Source organism: Vibrio sp. Y42_MX_L11 (genome assembly GCF_024181785.1).
Classification (GTDB): domain Bacteria; phylum Pseudomonadota; class Gammaproteobacteria; order Enterobacterales; family Vibrionaceae; genus Vibrio; species Vibrio diabolicus.
On the sequence record NZ_JAMZAP010000012.1, the window covers coordinates 130,830 to 150,046 of the forward strand.

General features: G+C 42.1%; 17 protein-coding genes. 3 read left to right on the plus strand and 14 right to left on the minus strand.

Going from position 1 to position 19,217, the window contains the following annotated elements; genetic code table 11:
* Positions 1-66: 66 nt before the first annotated feature.
* The 9 genes from NL643_RS13875 to NL643_RS13915 all read right to left on the minus strand — a co-directional run bounded on the left by NL643_RS13875 (position 67) and on the right by NL643_RS13915 (position 8,176).
* Positions 67-474: a hypothetical protein gene (locus tag NL643_RS13875; RefSeq protein ID WP_203342632.1), complete on the minus strand. Its 408-nt coding sequence runs from the start codon at positions 472-474 to the stop codon at positions 67-69.
* Positions 475-1,041 (minus strand): DUF1629 domain-containing protein, encoded by a 567-nt coding sequence (locus NL643_RS13880; protein ID WP_054867469.1) that lies wholly within the window; start codon positions 1,039-1,041, stop codon positions 475-477.
* On the minus strand, positions 1,038-1,799 hold the full coding sequence (locus NL643_RS13885; protein ID WP_253644632.1) for an AHH domain-containing protein: 762 nt from the start codon (positions 1,797-1,799) through the stop codon (positions 1,038-1,040). Before NL643_RS13885 ends, NL643_RS13880 begins: the two co-directional genes overlap by 4 nt.
* Before the next feature lie 14 nt (positions 1,800-1,813).
* Complete coding sequence (locus NL643_RS13890) at positions 1,814-3,301, minus strand: PAAR-like domain-containing protein (RefSeq protein ID WP_253644633.1); 1,488 nt, start codon at positions 3,299-3,301, stop codon at positions 1,814-1,816.
* Positions 3,302-3,449: 148 nt separating this feature from the next.
* Positions 3,450-4,241: a type IVB secretion system protein IcmH/DotU gene (gene icmH, locus NL643_RS13895; protein ID WP_006741083.1), complete on the minus strand. Its 792-nt coding sequence runs from the start codon at positions 4,239-4,241 to the stop codon at positions 3,450-3,452.
* Complete coding sequence (tssK, locus tag NL643_RS13900) at positions 4,238-5,563, minus strand: type VI secretion system baseplate subunit TssK (RefSeq protein ID WP_047008196.1); 1,326 nt, start codon at positions 5,561-5,563, stop codon at positions 4,238-4,240. Before tssK ends, icmH begins: the two co-directional genes overlap by 4 nt.
* A gap of 11 nt (positions 5,564-5,574) precedes the next feature.
* Positions 5,575-6,075 carry a type VI secretion system lipoprotein TssJ gene (tssJ, locus tag NL643_RS13905; protein WP_225460992.1) on the minus strand — a complete coding sequence of 167 codons (501 nt, stop codon included), beginning with the start codon at positions 6,073-6,075 and terminating at the stop codon, positions 5,575-5,577.
* The gene (locus NL643_RS13910; protein WP_253644634.1) at positions 6,068-7,567 is read right to left on the minus strand and encodes a type VI secretion system-associated FHA domain protein; all 1,500 of its coding nucleotides are present in this window, start codon (positions 7,565-7,567) and stop codon (positions 6,068-6,070) included. Before NL643_RS13910 ends, tssJ begins: the two co-directional genes overlap by 8 nt.
* Positions 7,568-7,576: 9 nt before the next feature.
* The gene (locus NL643_RS13915) at positions 7,577-8,176 is read right to left on the minus strand and encodes a hypothetical protein (RefSeq protein ID WP_005392629.1); all 600 of its coding nucleotides are present in this window, start codon (positions 8,174-8,176) and stop codon (positions 7,577-7,579) included.
* A 538-nt stretch (positions 8,177-8,714) separates the two neighbouring features.
* Here NL643_RS13915 and NL643_RS13920 point away from each other — a divergent pair.
* The 3 genes from NL643_RS13920 to NL643_RS13930 are packed head-to-tail and all read left to right on the plus strand — an operon-like array spanning position 8,715 to position 13,929.
* Positions 8,715-10,028, plus strand: coding sequence for a type VI secretion system ImpA family N-terminal domain-containing protein (locus tag NL643_RS13920; RefSeq protein WP_203347561.1), 1,314 nt, complete (start codon positions 8,715-8,717; stop codon positions 10,026-10,028).
* Between the two features lie 27 nt (positions 10,029-10,055).
* Positions 10,056-13,448, plus strand: coding sequence for a type VI secretion system membrane subunit TssM (gene tssM / locus NL643_RS13925; protein ID WP_253644635.1), 3,393 nt, complete (start codon positions 10,056-10,058; stop codon positions 13,446-13,448).
* Positions 13,449-13,476: 28 nt separating this feature from the next.
* On the plus strand, positions 13,477-13,929 hold the full coding sequence (locus NL643_RS13930) for an Lrp/AsnC family transcriptional regulator (protein WP_005373369.1): 453 nt from the start codon (positions 13,477-13,479) through the stop codon (positions 13,927-13,929).
* A gap of 54 nt (positions 13,930-13,983) precedes the next feature.
* On the opposite strand, the gene tssG is transcribed toward NL643_RS13930, so the two are convergent.
* The 5 genes from tssG to tssB all read right to left on the minus strand — a co-directional run bounded on the left by tssG (position 13,984) and on the right by tssB (position 19,200).
* Complete coding sequence (gene tssG, locus NL643_RS13935) at positions 13,984-14,982, minus strand: type VI secretion system baseplate subunit TssG (RefSeq protein ID WP_203342639.1); 999 nt, start codon at positions 14,980-14,982, stop codon at positions 13,984-13,986.
* Positions 14,979-16,727 carry a type VI secretion system baseplate subunit TssF gene (gene tssF / locus NL643_RS13940; RefSeq protein WP_006741090.1) on the minus strand — a complete coding sequence of 583 codons (1,749 nt, stop codon included), beginning with the start codon at positions 16,725-16,727 and terminating at the stop codon, positions 14,979-14,981. The genes tssG and tssF overlap by 4 nt, the downstream gene beginning before the upstream one ends.
* 10 nt (positions 16,728-16,737) lie before the next feature.
* On the minus strand, positions 16,738-17,148 hold the full coding sequence (gene tssE, locus NL643_RS13945) for a type VI secretion system baseplate subunit TssE (RefSeq protein ID WP_005392634.1): 411 nt from the start codon (positions 17,146-17,148) through the stop codon (positions 16,738-16,740).
* Between the two features lie 61 nt (positions 17,149-17,209).
* Positions 17,210-18,685 carry a type VI secretion system contractile sheath large subunit gene (gene tssC / locus NL643_RS13950; RefSeq protein ID WP_005392635.1) on the minus strand — a complete coding sequence of 492 codons (1,476 nt, stop codon included), beginning with the start codon at positions 18,683-18,685 and terminating at the stop codon, positions 17,210-17,212.
* Between the two features lie 8 nt (positions 18,686-18,693).
* Positions 18,694-19,200, minus strand: coding sequence for a type VI secretion system contractile sheath small subunit (gene tssB / locus NL643_RS13955; RefSeq protein WP_006741091.1), 507 nt, complete (start codon positions 19,198-19,200; stop codon positions 18,694-18,696).
* Positions 19,201-19,217: the final 17 nt, after the last annotated feature.

The following is a 19,217-nucleotide window of genomic DNA, read 5'->3' on the forward strand; positions in this document are numbered from 1 at the left end:
TAATAGCAATATAGTAACTTGAGCTTCATAAATTTAAAGTGCCTGCCGGGGCTTATTTAATGATTATCAATAACGTCCAAAGGGGTATGTTGTATCGTACCAAACATCTTGACAACCAGCTAGTTTTAGAGCTTGAATGAAATCTTCATGAATATATAGATCATGATTTTGATCGAAAACAAAAGCATAACAGTTTTCAATATCTAAGCTTTCCAATACAGGAAACTGTAAAAGCTCAATTGTCTTGTAATCATCAAATTGTCTTTCATAGTCCTCTGAATGTGAACCAAAATCAAATTGGGTGGGCCAAAGAAACTTGCCTTCTAACCATTTACTATCAAGGTTAGATAAAATTGAGTCCCATATAACAACCTTATTAGCTTGAAGCTTAATATAGATATCAGGATTGCAAAAAACAAACTTATTTCTTTTCTCCGGTAAAATCTTAATTATTTCTTCAAATCTTATATACATCTATAAAAACTCCGAATAATCATCAACAGAGAAAAACTCTATCCCCTGTACTTTCTGCTCAAGAAACATTTCCATAATGGACTTATGGTAAAATATTTTATCCTTCCAACCAGAATCCCTAAATATAAGTCTTTTTTCAATTTCTATGCTATCTATCAAATCATCATTTACAACCAACCTATTCATTCCAGAGATAAACTCTCCACCTTCAAATTCATCGTAAAAATCGAAGTCACTTTTATCTCTGTCAATTACGTTTATTTCATTGCAAAGCTGTAACATTTTATAAGCATGATTTCCATTATCGACAAGAGTTATGTCAACCCAGTTCACTCCAAATAAATTATTGAAAGAAATACTCTCAAAAACATCACTCCTTATTACTAGTGAAGGAATTAAAAACACATCAGTAATCTTATAACCTTCTGTAGGAGCAAATCTTTTTACAAGCGGAATTGGCTGGTTAGGATATGTAAATACGTTGGATGGAACCGAATCAGAGAGTTCATCCGGAAAATCATAAAGTGGTGTTTCAACAATTTCTCTAGCAAAGTAATAATCGCTCATTTTCCGACCTTTAAAGTTCTTTGTTTTATTTCATTATCTTGGTGATTCAGGATGCCGTGTGAAGTATTTTTCATGCGATGCTCACAATATCCTCTATTTTTACTTTTGTTTTCAGAGTCACCACCAGCACACCCGACCTTACTTACAGGAGAATAGTCATGACCATAAGTAGAAATAGTGTATAAAAAGCTGTTAAGTTTAGCTAGAATAGCTTTCGATTTTTGATTCATATGTAATGTAAATTTTTCTTTGTTGCCTGGTTTACAATACACTTTTGATTTTGCATTCTGCTTAATTGAGTCTATGTCGGAGTATACAGCTTTTATGTATTTATAATCTAAACCTCGTAGGTATGCAGCAACATCATCTTTTACTTCAACACTGGGGTCGTTTCCCTTCCAAAATTTAGTTTTAACGCTCGTGAAATCTATTCCACCATTATGGTTAGAACGGTGAACGTGAGTAGACGCTTGGCAAGCAATATCAGGCTCAGAGGGAAACATCACTCCATTTTCCCAAGAGTTAATATCATACTCATATGCTTCCCTATATTTTTTCCATTGAGGGGTATCCAAATTCTTCGTAGTAATGATATGGTGCGCTTCTAGACCACATTGATCACTCTCTACTCTGCTGTCTGCCCACGGGTGTTCCTTAAAATCGGACCCGTATCCATTGTTTTTCCGAATCTGGGCAGCTAACTTTGCACCTGACCCATTGATTAGGCTGTGATTAGGTTTTTTACGCATCTTAGTCATATCATTATCATCGTTTAATAAGCATCGCACTTTTCAGGTTTCTTCCCGCAAACTGGGCAATGAAACTCTTCGCTACCCTTTTTCTCATTCGCCTTTGCAGAATTCTTTCCTGACTGTGCAGACTCGCCGGTATTATGTTTTACTTTCGCTGGGTAAGTTTTTTCGCCCTTGCCTAGGATACGAGCAAAAAGATCATCAAACTCGCCCATCGCTTCTTTTAGTTTGTCGGGTACCATCTTGTCGATGATTTTTACCTCATCCGCTAGCTTCAAGAAATACGCACCGAGCTCATCCGCGCCCATTCTGTTTGCGTATGAAGCCAACTCGGTTGCCACTTCAATACAAGGTTTTAAAACATCACTAACAATCTGGCTGGTTTGTTTTGCATAATCCATCCAATCTAACGTACGCAAGAACTTCTCTGGATCGCCTTTACCCATGCCTCTTAAAACAGCCAGTAAAGTATCTTTTGATGTTCCTTTTCCGCCTTTAAGGGCTACTTTACACGTACCTTTGACTGCACTACCAAATGTCGGGACACAACCGATAAGCGTTAATGAAAGAGCCAGCCAGTTTTCCGACTTTTCACGTTCTTCCTCATTCAACAACGTCATAATGTTCGCTGATAAATCGCGGACATCTGCTGCTTGATCGACAACAGGAATCATGGTCAGGGCCGTATTGGCAATGATCTGTTCTACGGAGGCATCATCGTTAAAGTCACCAAGAATGACGCCCCAAACCCAGCTTGCAGCACCAGACATTCGCGTCCAAGCATTTTCCCAGAAACCAACTTCGCCTTTCTTTGTTTCTTCAATGATCAGTTGAGCGTTAGCACTAGGATTAAAGTTCGGATTGGTCTTAGTTGGAACATTCGGCATAAAGTCTCGGCTGTCCTCGCCGTACTCTATGGCAAACTCACCCGGAGCAACGCCACTAACAGATGCTTTACCGTTGTTGTCGAGAGTTCCTTCAAACACTGCGCCAGATTGATCTGTGAGAGTGTATGTTGCGCCTTGAACGGGTTCACCGTCTGAGTATGAGAGGTATAAGTCAACCGTATACGTCCCTTCCTGCTCTTCCGTCACAGAAACCGATGGGTTTTGTGCCCCACCAAGACACATGGTATTAGCTTTGTTCATGGTCATTTGATCGGATAGACGACATACGCCTTTGCCCTCAAATTTAACCGTTGGTGAAGCTGAAATGAATTTTGCTTCGGCTTCTATCGTGCCTGAGGCAACGCCTTTTCTGTCACCGCCCGCATCGCCAGTACTTTTTGAGAACGTACTGCCCTTGATAGCGACACTGTTACCGCCATCCATAGAGACCGTCGTAGTCCCACCTGCAAGGTCTGCTGATTTAGCATTGTTGCCATAAGGGATAGGAACGACTGGCTTGCCGACCTTAGTTAAACAAACATCTGGGAGCGTTGCATTCGCTTCACCACCTGAGCCTTTATGAACTATCGAAAGTCCATTCGCACCAACTGTTACGCCCATAACCAATCCATTTGAATTTTATTGATTGAATGATAAAAGAGATCGCACATTGCAATCTCTCTAAATGACTAGTGAATTTCACTAAAAGACCAGTGATATTCACAGCAAACCTTAAAACTGGCAGAAGATCTCATTTTTAGATTTCTGGTTATCTATACACTTCAAGCAGTTGCTGGAATTTTAAGTCTATGACGATGTAGGTTGCCGCATACATAAGCGCAAACGTAATCGCACTAAGACTCAAGATCAGCTTGGGTGAAATTACCCTTTTTAACGGCTTCTTTAGGTATTTAGCTTTAAGGTTAATTAAAGAAACTTTTTCTTGTTCTGCTAGGCGGTCATCTCGCACTAATCGATAAATGGTGCTGCCAATTTCCGCTAACTTTTCGTTACCACGCTCTTCACGGCCGTACTTGCCTTGGAAACCAAGTTGAAGCAATAAATAGAGAAACTCTATAACGTGACGGTATTTGCGAGGGTCGGCTTTTAAGCGGTCGAGAATAACGAAAAACTTGTCACCACCAGATGTTTCGTTATGGAATTCAGACAGTAAGCTGTTCTGGCTCCAGTGACTATTTGCCCCCCATTCTTGCCGACAAACAGATTCATCAATCGCCGCACACAAGCAGTAACGAATAACAAGAACCGAAGCACGATCGAGCTCCATTTCATTAAGTTTTCGTTCACCTTTTCGAATCTCACGTGCCACTTGTTCACGAAATGGCATCGGGTCATCAAGCCAAGGGATCGAAGACATACAAGACAGACTGGCGATCAACCATGAGAATTGATCCACCAGCGGGTTAATACCCATGTTGTCGATAGATAGATCTTGTACTGCGATGTTTCTCGATAAGTCAGGCGCTGGCATTACCTCCATTGGTTTGCCAGGCTCTGGTTGGAATAAGACTACGGTGACGTCTGTTTCTGCGTAACTCATAGACGAACGGCCCAAAGTTGCAATGATAAGTTAGCGAAATCGCCCGCAACGTGAATCGCAATCGCAGCAGTGTTCTTCAATGCCATCCACTCTTCGCCCGTTTTATCGAGCTCGAAATAGGTATAGCCAGCGTGATACGGCAGCGCGCGTGGCACAACTGGCATTGGTTTAATCTCAATCCCAGGCAGTTGAAGGTTAATCAAGTCGCGAATGTTATCGATTGAGCCGATCTTCGTTTGGCTGACAAACTGGGTATGCAGGACATCCAAGGTTACGTCGGCTTTAACTGCGAGGATAAAGGTCGTCGTATCAATGATCTTATTGTCAGGTATCGCTGCCGTTCTGATGCCATAGTTCTGATCTTTTAAGGTCAGTGGAATTGCTCTTTGTTCAGACATCACGCTCAATGTCATTTTCGCACTGTCTAGAACGCGAGAAAGACAGCTAGTAAGATCACCATGATTGTATTTAGTAAACTCAATAGGTCGGCGTGTCGTCGAGCACAGCGTCGAAAGCTCGCCCTCTGCCTGAAGAAGAATTCGATACAAAGACTCAGGGTGTACAGCTTCTGTGTTTGCAAAATGCCAAAACAAGGGTTCGTATCTATTGAGCGCTTGCAATAGCATAAAGTCAGAAACTGATGATACGCCTTGTTGATCCACCACTCCCAGGCGCTGAACTATGGATTCTGCGCGGTGCTTCAGCATAGAAGCAAACTCAGTCGCGAACTTATTAAGTACCGTAGATGCGTGAATATCAATACAGGTAGGAATGAAACTATCATCTAAGATCACGCTACCATCTGGCTTCACTTCCGAGATCTTGAGGATCGGAATAGACGTGTAAGCACTTTTATCTTCATGATCGTACATTAAGCAAAAGTTAAGCTTACCGACGACGATATTTGCCATGTCTTCCGAATCATAACAAGCATCAACCGCTTCTTGAGATTCCATCGTATAACGTGCACCATCTTTTTTAGTGCCAAATAACTCAGAACGTTCCGATGGTAACGGACAGCACAAATAAACCACTTTATCGGCAATCGAAGGATCCACATCTTTCACTTCTGGTAGTTCAGCGAGCAGTGGAAGTTCAAATGGCGTGCGGTCCTGTAGGATACCTTCTGCACGCGTAATACCAATTTTACCGAGGGCTAGCAGTTGTGAATTTATTTCCAAACGCTTAATCCCCCAATGTAAAGGAGATGCGTTGCTGCTCAACATACTCGACAGTTTACTTTGCGAACGATCGAGTTGTTGAAAATGCTGCGGCTTCATGAACATTCCATCTTGCCAAACAACTGGATTGTATAAAGACATGTTTCTATCCCTTAAAAGTAAACCTGTTCAATGCCGCGAGTATTATCAGAAATTAACTCACTGCCTTCTAACTTGAGCTTGATGTAGTACTCGCTCTTCTCTTCAATGACTTCAACTTTACGCCATGACGAACCATCAATATCACGAAAGGCCACAGAAAAACCGATGGCACGAGTGTCAGGGTCTAGCGTTAGCATTTCATGAACTTTTCCACCTGGCTGTATTTGATATTCATAACGTTTGATGTACTCATCACCCAACGACGCTTTATCGTTTTCAAACAGCGCAAAAAAATCTAAGCTCCGGAATAAAACTGGCGAATTTAATTCGTGAAGGCGGAGAATGACCGGAGATGACTGCCCCCCATCTCTCACATTGAGTACAGGTGACGCCTCAATAACCAATTCAATGGACGAAGTTTCTGGTGTGATACCCGTGGACTCTTTAAATTGATCCCACATGGAACAACCGGACAACATGGCAAATCCGAGTAATACGGCGATACTACGCATGGTTTCCCTTAATCACTTTGTTATAGTTTTTCTTAATCAGCCCTTTTAAGGATGTTTCGTTGAGCAGGCGACGATTGTTAGAGTAGAAATCTAAATATTCGCCCCACAGTTTTGACTTCGTTGAGAACAAAGATTGACTCGCCACTTTGTTAGCAAATGCAACGGGATCGTTCGTCTCTGATTGTTCTAAAATGAGCTCATTCAGCGCTTTGTTAAACATGACTTGGTGGTCATTCAACTCATCAAGCATTTGTTCTACCAGTTCATTTGGAGCCAGTAGATGTTGGCTATTGAGAGTCAGCATCAGCTCTGCAATGTTAGAGTTAGACTCACTCGTACTCTGCTCTTCTTTCAAGGACTCTACTTCGTGTAATTCTTTCTGCAGGTTATCAATACATAAGCGCAAGCAAGTGCCCATTTGTTTGAACAACTGAGCTTCATTCGTCATTAGCTCAGGATTTCTTATACCCAAACCATCAAAAAACGCTTGTGCTATATCTTGAGAACAGGCGGTTGCTTCGATACCCGCTTGCTCTTTAGTCGTACTGTTTATCGTAGGTTCTACCGCAGGCATTTGAAGTGGCTGATTAGTTTGAGAAGAAGGAGTAAATGACTGTGTCATCTCTTCCCATTTTGAACCTTTAGCAGTATGTTCGACGATCGTCTCTGTGGAGTTAGGTGCACGATGTTGTCTTTGAACTGCCCTATCTAGAATCGTCGTTTGGGGTTGAACCGTCTCTTCTGAGACAATATCTTCTCTATGTGGCGTACCGTTCTCTACCTCTATCCCTAACGAACCATTTATTGATGCGTTACTCTTGGTCTCCGTAGCCATCCAATCTTCAGGGATGAGGCTTGGCTGATCGAACTCGGAGTATATGCTGAAACTGTCATCGACCACCTGACGTGTGCTTTCCACCGTTTTAGGCTGTTCAGGTTCTGGATGCTCATCGTCACGAATTAAATGATCATCATCTCGCTGCATTGAAAAGTTAAGGTGCGCAACAGGATCATGACAATCAATGTCATCCTGTTTAGTCTCCATAAACAAATCTTCTAAAGCGCCTACTTTTTCTTCTTCTTCGACAACTGCATCTCCGAGGCTAACCAAAGGATCATTGGATACTCGCTCAGGGGCTATATCAGCGGCAATGTCTTGTGTCGAGGTAACATGCTCCAGAGAAACGCCAATTTCATATTGTCCTAAAGAAATAATATCGCCATCGACTATCGCAACAGGTTGATTTTTGAGTATTTTGTTTCCGTTAACCATAGTGCCATTAGTGGATACGTCACTAATATAGTAGGTATCTCCATACACACTGATCAGGCAATGAGTGCCTGATATAAAGCGGTTGTGATCGGTTAAAGACACACTACAACTTGGTGAACGCCCCATTGAACCACCATTCTCGGGCATTTCAATGTGCTTAGCACCCGTGTATTCCTCTGGGCATTTAGAAATAAATAGAACTAGCTGATTTGAGTGCATCTATATACCTCAAAATAGCATAGAAACAGACAGTTCAAGCCCACCTATCCCATCATTGATAACTGGGAGAATATAAGAGGCTTGAGGAATAATTTGTATATGAGCATCTGGGTTACTACCTAGCTTAATGACCGTACCAACGGCGATAACTGCACCCAGCTCGAACTGATCGATGTCCTCGACACTCTTATAGCGGTAACCTTCTGGGTCAACTTGCCAACGGTTTGAATATTGTGAGTAACCTGCAGATAAACCAGCACCTACGTACGGTGTGAAAACGCTCCAAGAAGCCAGCGCATATTGCGGTACAACACGAAGTTCATAGTTAGTTACTTCTTGATATAGACCGCTAGCTGGCGCTTCGATATCTTCTGCTAGGTAGTTAAGCCCTAACCACCAGCGCCAACGGTTATTATTTTCATCAATAGGGCGAGAATGAACCAAGCCAAACCTTAGAGTGTCTTGTTCACCACTGTTACCTTCTTCGTAATTAATGCTATCGATAGTCAACATACTGGCAGAGAGTCCATAACGCTCTCCCTTTGCGACTGCAAAAGAAGAAAATAGACACATGGCTGAAATCAGCCCGATTTGACTTGGTTTTAGCATTTCGTCCCTCTAGGAAAACCGATATTCTACTTAGAGGCGAAAGATATCAATTATATTCTCTTTTTCAATAAGCCTAAAAAAACACCTATAACTTAATACATTTCAACTATAGGGTTGGTTATTTTACCTACAAACAAAAACTAATGGACCGAACTGAGTTAAAGCAATGAGCCTGTAAACCTATTTAATTAAATAAAAATTAAGAAGGCTCTACCACCAATTTAAGAGGGCTAATTTAAAGAACACAGGCGAACAAAAAACAGACAAAGTTAACAATTTAGTCACATTTATTAACTCAAAAGATCGACTTCGTCATATATAAGGCTCTCCTTAAAAACAAATCGAACTATTGACATTAATATTATGAACAAAGATCACACTAAGGATAATTTAATTTATTTTTTAAGTGTTTTTATTATCTAAACAACTTCTTTTATCTATAGAATCACTTCGGTAATGCACTGCTTACAATTTAATATAACAGCAGTGGAGTCCTATATACCTTAATACTTCTATATGATCAGTTGGAATTTGCCTTATGTTTTTTAGCGACTTCGCTCGAAGACCAATCGATGAAAATAACCCAAGCGGCTCTAACCCTAATGGCTCTGAAGACTTTGACGAAATAAAACGTCAAATAAATAATCTTAATAAAGTCACCGGAAGAGTCTCTTGGAAAACGGTTCAAACACTCTCAAAAAAAATCTTGAGCACTCACGCTAAAGACTTACGTTGTTGCTGCTACTTCACGGTCGCATCAACATATAACGATGGTCTAAGAGGCCTTGTTGAAGGGTTAAATTCATTGCTTGATGTGTGTGTCGTCTATTGGAACACCGCATACCCTGAACATTCAAAGTCAAAAGCACGAATGAGCGCAATTGAATGGATGGTGGAGCATACTGAAAAACGTATTAATAAGCACCGTGCGTTGCCGGAAGAACTTCCACTGATTGAAGCTGCGCACCAGTTGTGTTTAAGAATAGAGGAAGAGCTTCGCCTTCATTACGGTATTCAAGCGCCTTCATTTGGTCGCATTCGTCGTATCTTAAACCAATGGGCTGAACAGATAAAAGAACAACAACATGCCATAGAGTTACGCGAGAAAAAACAAGCAAATACTAACGCTTCAGCTTCCGCACAGGCAACACCTGAAATTAAAGTGAATGTATCTCCCTCTCCTGCCCCGGACTCGCCATCCCCCCTCAATAACAGTGAAAAAACGACCCCAACAAAGTCCGGCCGATTTATGATCTACTTCATCATTGGCTTGATTGTTACGGCGATATGTTCACATTTTGTGTACGAACAACAACGCTATCGAACGCTGGAGCAAAAAATTAGTCAAGCTTCACTTAATGAACTTGTAAAGTTGGTCGCCTCGTTAGATTACGAAAATAAAAAATATGCCCAGTCACTGAAAACACCAACTATTAATCGCGTAGATATTATGATGAATAACTGGTTTTTAGACTCGGCCAAAGTAAGTAACGTCAGCGAGCTCGATAGCTTGACCAATGAATTAATCGCAATCTATCCAGATTCATCTTCTGCCCAGCAGCTACGTCAAAACTTTTTGACACAGAGCGCCCATTTAGAAGACCAGTTTATGGATGTGTATAAGCGATTCTCAGACGCAAGAACGGTGTTTGCCAACGTAGCTAGACAGAATGTAGATAAGAACTCTAAAACGGCGTACGAATATAGTAACTCACTATTCCCGCTTCTAGGTCGTATTGAATACGCTGAAAAGTATTCACAGCAAAAGGAAATTGACCGCGCAACCCTTTTACTGAACATCTACCTATATAAATTGAGTCAGCTACAAGCTGAAAAAACTGACAATAAATAACAATACAATTAAAGAAGTTTTAGGCTTATGTTCAAACAAAAACTGTTTAGAAATCCAGTTGTGATTTCTACTATATTAACGCTTTTAGTGGCGATAACCATTACCGCTATTTATCTTCTTTTTCTAAAAGATGCAGATAAACTGTATCTTTGGCTGAGCCTTGGTGTTATCGCCATTTTCTACATCACTTTTCAATTCACACTATGGTTGAAAAAAAAGAACAGCGCTAAAGCTCAAAATTTGGAAACTGAGGAAGAAGCTCTTTCTATGGTTATCCAACCTCTTCTTGCTAACTCAGGTAAGAAACCAATTTATCTGATGCTTGGTAATAAAGGGTCAGGGCGACGTCAATTTTTATTTAATTCTAGTGCAATTAAACCAATGGATCGCACGAGAACCGCTAAGAATGATTTTTTTGAATGGTACGAATCTGACAGCGCTGTATACATCAAACCTGACCAACGCTTAGTGTTTCAAGAAATATCAAGCAGTGATGCTTCTTTATGGAATACATTCATCGAAGAAGTAATTCGCCACCGACCTAGAAAACCCTTTTCTGGCTGTTTATTCTTCATAGACTTCGAGTTCATGATCGTCTCTGAGCCAGAACAAAAAGAGTACACTATTTCGTCGTTATTGGAGCGCTTGAGCACTATCAACTCTAAAACGTCGTCAGCATTACCCATTTATCTAATTATGTCGAAGCTAGACAAGTTAGATGGATTTAAAGAATACATGCATTTTAGCTCTCTTAAGACACGTGTAGAGTTCCTTTCTATCCCGCTGAAAGAGGCCAAAGGTGTTTTTTCAGAATACTACCGTGATAGCTACCGAAATCTAGTTAAAGTGCTTGAAAGTAACGCGCTAGATGCATCAGCTAACTCAACAGATATCGACGAGAAACAGGCAATTCTCGCTTTCCCTAAGCAGTTTGAGCTATGTCAGTCTGAAGTCAGCTATGTTCTTGAGCGTCTGTGTGATGTTAACAACGGTGTTTATTCGCTAGATATCCGTGAAATTTTCTTTAGCTCAAGTTTACAAGGCGGTCGTAAATACAATTTACTAGCAAAAAGTTGTAGTAACTACTTCAACTTACCAATTATCGCCTCTGAGCATACCCAGTTGACGGAAACACCGTATTTTTCTCGCTTTCTGATTGATTCGCAAATATTGCCTGAAAGCGATTTTGCGGGAGAAAACAAGACGTATCTTCGTCTAATTCAGAGACAAAGCCGTTTAGCCATACTCGGCTCCATTATTCTGCTTGCTGGCGGTAGTTACTTTTTTGCAACTACGTTAGACAGTAACTTACATGTGATGAATCAACTACTAAGTATTGATGACAAATCACAAGCAGAGCACGATGCAAGATTTAGTGAGCTTTTAGGGAATGCAACCAAAGCGATAGAACCGTCTTATGGGGCATGGCTTAAAGGTTCTAAGGCTTTAGATGAGGAAATATTACCACTCAATATTAGCCGTTTGGATCAAAGCACTCGCATTGCCTACGAAGCGTTACTTAAGGAAGTCGCTCAGCAGCTAATACCTCTGATTGAGAAAGGTTACCGCCTACAATTGGCACAAAATCAAAACGCTTTCACGCGCGCTTTACCTCTATTGAAGGGGTATTTAATGCTTAACGATCCATCTAAGCGTGATATCCGTTTTTTACGTCATCAAACACTCCAAATGATGAGTGATTTGAGTAACCAAAGTGACGTCGTTGATCAGGCCATGCGCTACTTAGACGCCTACTTTCGCACACAATTTGCTCCAATCGATATCAATATGGATCTTGTTCGTGCAACACGTCGTTCATTACTTGCAAATTCGAATGTCGACCTCGTGTATTCAGGCATTTTAAACGAAGCAAGCTCTATTGATTTAGGAACATTAGATCTGCAACGAGCCGTCGGTTTTGAGTTTAGCAATGTATTTAATACGCCAATCGATAGCGAACGCTTAATCGTCGATAAGATCTATACCTCCACTGGTTTTAGCACCTTTTATCGACCACGCGTGGACTTAATGTCGCAACGAGTAATCAGCGACAACTGGGTTCTAGGTCTATCGCAACATGTCATCCCTACCAACGAAGAGCAAGAAGCCTTTAAAGAAGAAGTGCGAAAAAAATATACTGATGACTACATCAATAACTGGCGTAATGCGCTGAGTGAGCTCAAAGTCCAAAACTATGACAACGTTGGTGACCTGACCAACGCGATAGACTTAATCTCTGGGCCTTCTTCACCAATGACAACGGTATTGAAGCAGGTCTATGCCAACACACAATTTTCACCCGTTGGCGAAAAAAGCGCTCTAATTTCAAAACTTGACCCGAAACTCGCGGCAGCAGCAGATTCGGCATCAGATGCTGTAGAAGAAGTGGTAAAGCCTGATTACTTGCTAATGCAACGTGTTGAGCAAGCCTTTCACCTATTAAACCAGCTTCAAGTGAGTGAGACACCAAACTCCCCTACTCCTTGGGATGAGACCGTTGCAGCGTTGAGCCGTGTTCGCACCTACATGAAGGACATCGCCGACGCGCCAGATCCACAAATGGCGGCGCTAGCAGCAGCACAGCATCGAATGAACAGTACTGAGGCGGACCCATTAATCAAGCTTAAACAGATTGCACAAAAATCACCAGAACCCGTTCGCAGCTGGTTACTAGATGTGGTTCAGCAAAGCTGGTCAGTAATGATTACAGAGTCCGCAAAAGGCATCCAAACTCAGTGGTACAGTGAAATTTATACCAAGTTTAAAGAGATTGGATTAGGGAAATATCCATTTGACCTAACAGCGACCGAGGAAATCTCAATTGAAGATTTCGAATTGCTATTTGCTTCAGGTGGCTTGTTAGACACATTTATTCAGAAAAACTTTGCACCGTTCTACGATACGAACTTGTGGACGCCAAAGCAGGTAGATGGTGAGACGATGCCAATCTCTCCAGCTCTGCTAGTGCAACTACGCAACTATAATGTCATTCGAGATACATTAATTAATAAAAGCACCAACCGAGTTCATATTCCGTTTAGTGCAAGAGTACTCGACCTTGACTCTAGTGCAATTAGAGCCAGTTTAAAAATTGCAGATACCAATATGAGTTACTACCACGGTCCAAGCCGAATTCGTGAAATGGCCTGGCCACCGCAAAATGGTGACTTCAATATTAGTATCACGCTCCAGGATGTAACAGACGAAGGTAGACAGCACGTTTTAAATAAGAGTGGTCAATGGGCGATATACAGATTGCTAGGTGACTCGACCTTGACAAACACTCATAACGGCAGCTTTGTCAGTGACATAAAAGTGTCAGGGAGGGACTTAAGCTTACGCATCACTCCATTGACGCAGAAAAACCCATTCACTCTTGCTGAGCTATATAACTTTACGCTCCCAGAGTCGATTAAATAACAATATAAAAACAAAATAGGCAGAACACATGATTTCAAACATGACTTTACAAGGTTTAGATAAATTAGATCGAAAAATACTTTCAAGTCTATTGTCAAACGGGCGTGAGTCTATTGCGAATCTATCTCGAAACATTGGTTTGTCTCGTACAGCAGTAGCAGAAAGGATTAATCGTTTAGAAAAGACCGGTATTATCAAAGGCTATACCGCACAAATTCGTGTAGAAAACGAAGGGCGCAAAGCCGCAAGCTATCTATTGATATCTTGTGAAAAGGGTAAGAAAAATGATGTAACAAATGCGCTTAAAGAAATCCCTGAGGTTCGCTTAACAAGCGTTGTTGGTGGCAACTTTGATATTATTGCCCTAATTGAAGCGCCCGATCTGCAGTCTATTCATCATCTTTGTAACGAAATTGAGTCATTTAACGGGATTCAAAGGCTTGATACTACCGTCGTACTTCACCAGCCGATCAGTCGTTAAGCTTTTCTGACCTTTTTGATGACAACATAAAAAGCCGCTCGTAGAGCGGCTTTCTTATATGCTTCCGATGACTCGGATTTTGGCATCTTTATCACTTGGGTTACCTAACCAGAATGTTTGTCCTAAGTGGTTCCCTTCCCCATTACCTAGCTTATTCTCTGGAATACTATCTAAGTTAACTGTCAACTTTAAGTCCCACGACATCGGGTCACGCAAAATGAAACGCATCAGGCCAACCAGTGTTTTGTGTAACTCACCATCGTAGGAAAACTGCTTAAATGTTTCAAAATCGATGCTGTCGATGCAGAGATTAAATTTGCCGTTTAAGTCCGCAATGCTTTGTCCTAAGTGCAAATTTTGCCCTAATATGCAATTAGCACGGTTGAGTTTATTCCGTTGGCTTTCTGCGATTTCTACGCGGCGATATACCCACTCTTCAATGCGCACGCTAGGCAACGAGAAGTAATGCGAAACAATACCGGAAATCAGCTTCGGCGAACGCGTACGCGTAGAAAGTTGGTTTACATAAGACAGTATTTTCGCTCGATCTAACTCTGCGACCTTACTATCTTGCATTACGCTAGATAGGCCTGCCAAGTGCAGAATACGTCCAGAGAAGGCATCACTTGCCCCGCTTTGGTACTGCACGTGATATCGGTATTTCTTCCAAACCCGATACAACAAACTGGTGTACCGATTATGGAAAAAATCAAAGAAATCTTTTACCGGATTGTCTTCAGGATCTCGCCCTGCCAGTTTCTCAGTATAAGAAGCAGGAAGTGGTGAGCTTGACCCATGCAAGCCAAGAAAGTTAGTTTCGACTCTAGAATACTGCTGGCCATTTCTCTCCATATGAGCAATAAAGTCCATATCGCTCTTTGGAAAAGATAAGTTTGGCGAAACGCTGAACTCAATACGTTCTTGGTGGAAGTACTTGTTCTCACCGACGGCGACAAAGTTAGAGTTCTGCTCTAGTTGATAATGCTTCTCTAGCAGCAAGACTGCTTGATAGAAACTAAACTCATTCGACTTATCAGAAAGTGTATTAATCATAGTATCGTCTGCTGTCCGATAAGACTTGCCCAGTTATAAACCTCGCCTGTCGCTTCATCAAACACTTCCAGTTCGGTAAAGGAGTTCACACTCGAATACAAACGGATGAATTCGTTAAGCACCGTCGCCATCAAGAACATGTCGCCTTCATTGACAAAAAATTTGGAATTGGTGACCAACTTAAACTGATTGCCACGTACAGAAACACCACGAAATACTCGGTCGATTGGTTTCATTTCCGAAGAGATAACCCCATCAAGCCGATGAATGGATGCACGGTGCGCTTGTCTGTCAACACGAGAGTGGAAATCATAGGTAGAGAGAAGCACTTTAAGTACATCAATATTTGCCAGCGATAAGTAGTTGAGTGACATATTCGCAATTAACTGCCACTGAAGCTCACCATTCACTTGCGGACTGACCGATTGAGTGGGCTTGGTAATATTCCTAAACGTCGCATAGGTCGGTGATTTATGAGTCGCGTAAGTGATGTCCCCCACTGACAAACGTTCCGCCAAATCTGCGTTACTACATTGCAGTTTCATGAGTACCGTTTCTGTTCCCAGTTCCGCAATGTCCCCATTATGAGTATGAAATGATATGTAGCGTTCAAGGCCTCTACCGCTTACACGCTCAGCGACTTTAGATTTGTAGAACTCGCGCTTATCTCGTTGGTTAATTTGATGCTCAAATGATTCAAATTCAATCAGAGACTTTCGACGACGCTCGTCTTTACTCCAGCTTTCCACTTGCTCAATGGAATAGACTTCGTAATGCTCCTGAGTGTTGCTTTGCGGACGTACCTTGTACTCGTTACGTCGGTGCTCTAAACGAATTGGATCGCCATCTTTTTCAAATAAATTAACGGCAGGCGTACAGTGCAATTTCAAGTGTTTATCTTTAAGCACCACTTCTGACGGTAATGCACGCTTAAAGTGGAATTTGATTTTGACCGTGCTACGTTGTGGAATGCCTTTTAACCACTCTAAGCCTTTAATGTCGAAGAACATGAACTTATCTGGCAAAGAGAAGAATTCTTGCAGCAAACGATAGCCTGCAAATGAATTTTTGCTGTAAGGCAAGAGCGCTTCGTCCTCTTCATGCCCAACTGGCTTAACGTATTCTGGCCCTAAGCGATGTTTGTAACCACCACCAACATCTAATTCGACATAATCTAGGTAACGGAACAGCCATAAAAAGACAGTTCGAGTAATATGAATCTCGCCATGCAGGTGTAATCGCAGCGTGTCTAAACCGATCCGAGACAGTTCAAGACCATGCTCCGTCGATAAAGTCACATCAATCATCGAACTGGTGCGGCTGTTGGTCTGTTCGATGTTAGTGATCGTAATTGGGTATAGATTGACGTCGTAACAAGTACGGAACAAACATTGCGTGCCCTCTACCTGTTCACTCGCCATTTCTGCGCCACGTTTCACCACGGTTTTCTCAGTAACACTTCCGGTATGCGGTTTTAGTTCGCTAATGCACAAAGACGGAATCGAACGCATGTAATGTGGCCACAGCAAAGTCATCAGAGATTGCGTCAGCTCAGGCAGTTCATCATCAATCTTCTCGCGGATTCGACCTGTCAGAAAGGCAAAACCTTCGAGCAGTCGTTCGACATCTGGGTCAAAGGTTCCCTCAGAGAGAAAGTGAGTTAACTTTGGATGATATTTGGCAAACTCACTACCCGACTCACGCAAATACGTGAGTTCATCTTGAAAGTATTTACTGTTACTCAAGTGGCACCTACTAAACGTTAAATTGGCCGTCGGTTCCCATGTAGACGTCTATCGACATTGGGACTTTACCGCCGTTATGGGAAACTTCGCCGCGAATACCAAAGCCGAGTTGTAGCGGGTTATGGTGATCTTCACGGTAATTAACCTCGACATTCAACAGTCGCGGTTCAAAGCGTTCTATGGTTGACGTGATGTTTTTTTGAATGTGGCGAACTAGGTTCGTGTTGTTAGAAAGTACGTCATTAAAATCTGGTAAACCATACTCATTGTCGATCATTGCATTCCCAGAATGGGTATTCAGCAAGTCTGCGAGATGAGAATGAATAGATTCAATCAAATGCTTGTGAGAAACGACTTTCTCGTAACAGTTTTTGGGCTCACCAAGCTCAATCCGCTCTAAAAGGCGATAACCTTTTTCCATCTTCACTCCTACGAAAAAAGCAGCCAGTCTTTACTGGCTGCTTTATGGTTTCAGCAATGGGTTATTGGTCTAACTTACCAACTAGAGACAAGTCGAAGCTTGCACCCATGTACTTGAAGTGAGGACGTACAGACATTGATACTTTGTACCAACCTGGGTCGCCTTCTACGTCTGATACTTCAACCTTAGCAGCACGTAGTGGACGACGACCACGGACTTCTGCTGGCGGGTTTTCCTGGTCAGAAACGTATTGACGAATCCACTTGTTCAGTTCAATTTCTAGGTCTGAACGCTCTTTCCACGAACCGATTTGCTCACGCTGTAGCACTTTGATGTAGTGTGCTAGACGGTTGATGATGAACATGTAAGGAAGCTGAGTACCTAGCTTGTAGTTCATCTCTGCTTGTTTGCCTTCTGGCGTGTTCGCAAACACTTTCGGTTTTTGAACAGAGTTTGCAGAGAAGAACGCCGCGTTGTCAGAACCTTTACGCATGGTTAGCGCAATGAAGCCTTCTTCTGCTAGCTCGTACTCGCGACGGTCAGAAACAAGAATCTCAGTTGGGATCTTAGTTTCGATTTGACCCATGGCTTCAAAGTTGTAAACCGGTAAGTCATGCACAGTACCACCGCTTTGAGGACCAATGATGTTTGGACACCAACGGTACTTAGCGAAAGACTCACTAATTTTTGATGCCATCGCGTACGCAGAGTTACCCCATAGGTAGTTGTCATGGCTGTCTGTTACTTGCTCATCGTAGTCAAACGCCTTAATTGGGTTATCTTCTACAGAGTAAGGTGTACGTAGCATAAAGCGAGACGTACATAGACCTAGGTAACGTGCATCTTCGTGTTCACGTAGACTACGCCATTTAGTGTATTGTGGGCCTTCAAATACTGACTTAAGATCTTTTAGATTCGGTAGCTCTTCATAGCTATCTAGACCAAAGAACTTCGCAGACGCCGATGTAATAAATGGAGCATGAGACATTGCACCCACGTTTGCCATGTACTCCATCAGTTTGATGTCTGGAGACGAAGCCGACATATCGTAGTCACAAATGACTGCGCCAACAGGTTTACCACCAAATTGGCCATATTCACGCGTATAGATTTGTTTGTACAAACCAGACTTCACCACTTCTGGCGCGTCTTCGAAGTCATCAAGAACTTCATCTTTCTTCGCAGAGATCAATTCAATTTGAATGTTCTCACGGAAGTCAGTGTGGTCAACCAGATACTTAAGGCCACGCCACGTTGATTCAATCGCTTGAACTTCTTCGTTGTGAAGAATTGCATCGACTTGCTTAGACAGTTTTTGGTCAATTTCAGAGATCATCAGATCAACCAGAGATTGGTCGACTTTCTCTGTGTTCGAACTGCTTAGTAACTCACTGATGAATGCTTCTACGCCACGTTTTGCAACGTCAAAACCTTCATCACTTGGCTTTAAACGAGTTTCGTTAAGAATGCTATCCAGAAGTGAGCCTGATTCAACTAAGGCTGCTTCTTGTTCTGGCGCTTGTGCTTCTGCAGACATGATATCCCTTACTCTTCTTTTGCTTCTTGGTCGTTACCAATGCTTAGTTCATCCAACAGTTTCTTTCTCGCGTCTTCATCTTGAAGAACCGATGCGATCTTCTTGCGGAATGCAGGAACATTACCTAGAGGGCCTTTCAGCGCCACCAAGGCTTCGCGAAGTTCAAGCAGGCTGTTTAGTTCAGGCACGCTTTTCGCAATCGCTTCTGGAGAGAAGTCCTTCATGTTTTGGAACGTTAGATCAACACCGATTTGGCCGCCTTCTTCATCAGAAAGACGGTTTTCAACGTTCACTTTAACGTTTGGAGACATGCCTTCTAGCACTTCGTTAAAGTTGTCTTTATCGATATTGATTGGAGTGCGTTCTTCAATTGGCGTCTCATCTGCACGTGCAGTAAAGTCGCCAACCACCATCATGCTTAGCGGCAGTTCTACGTCTTCTTGCGTATCGCCAGTTGCTGGAACATAACGGATATTAATTCGCTCTTTAGGAGCCACCGAGCCGTCACGTGACATAATTCGTTCCTTATCTA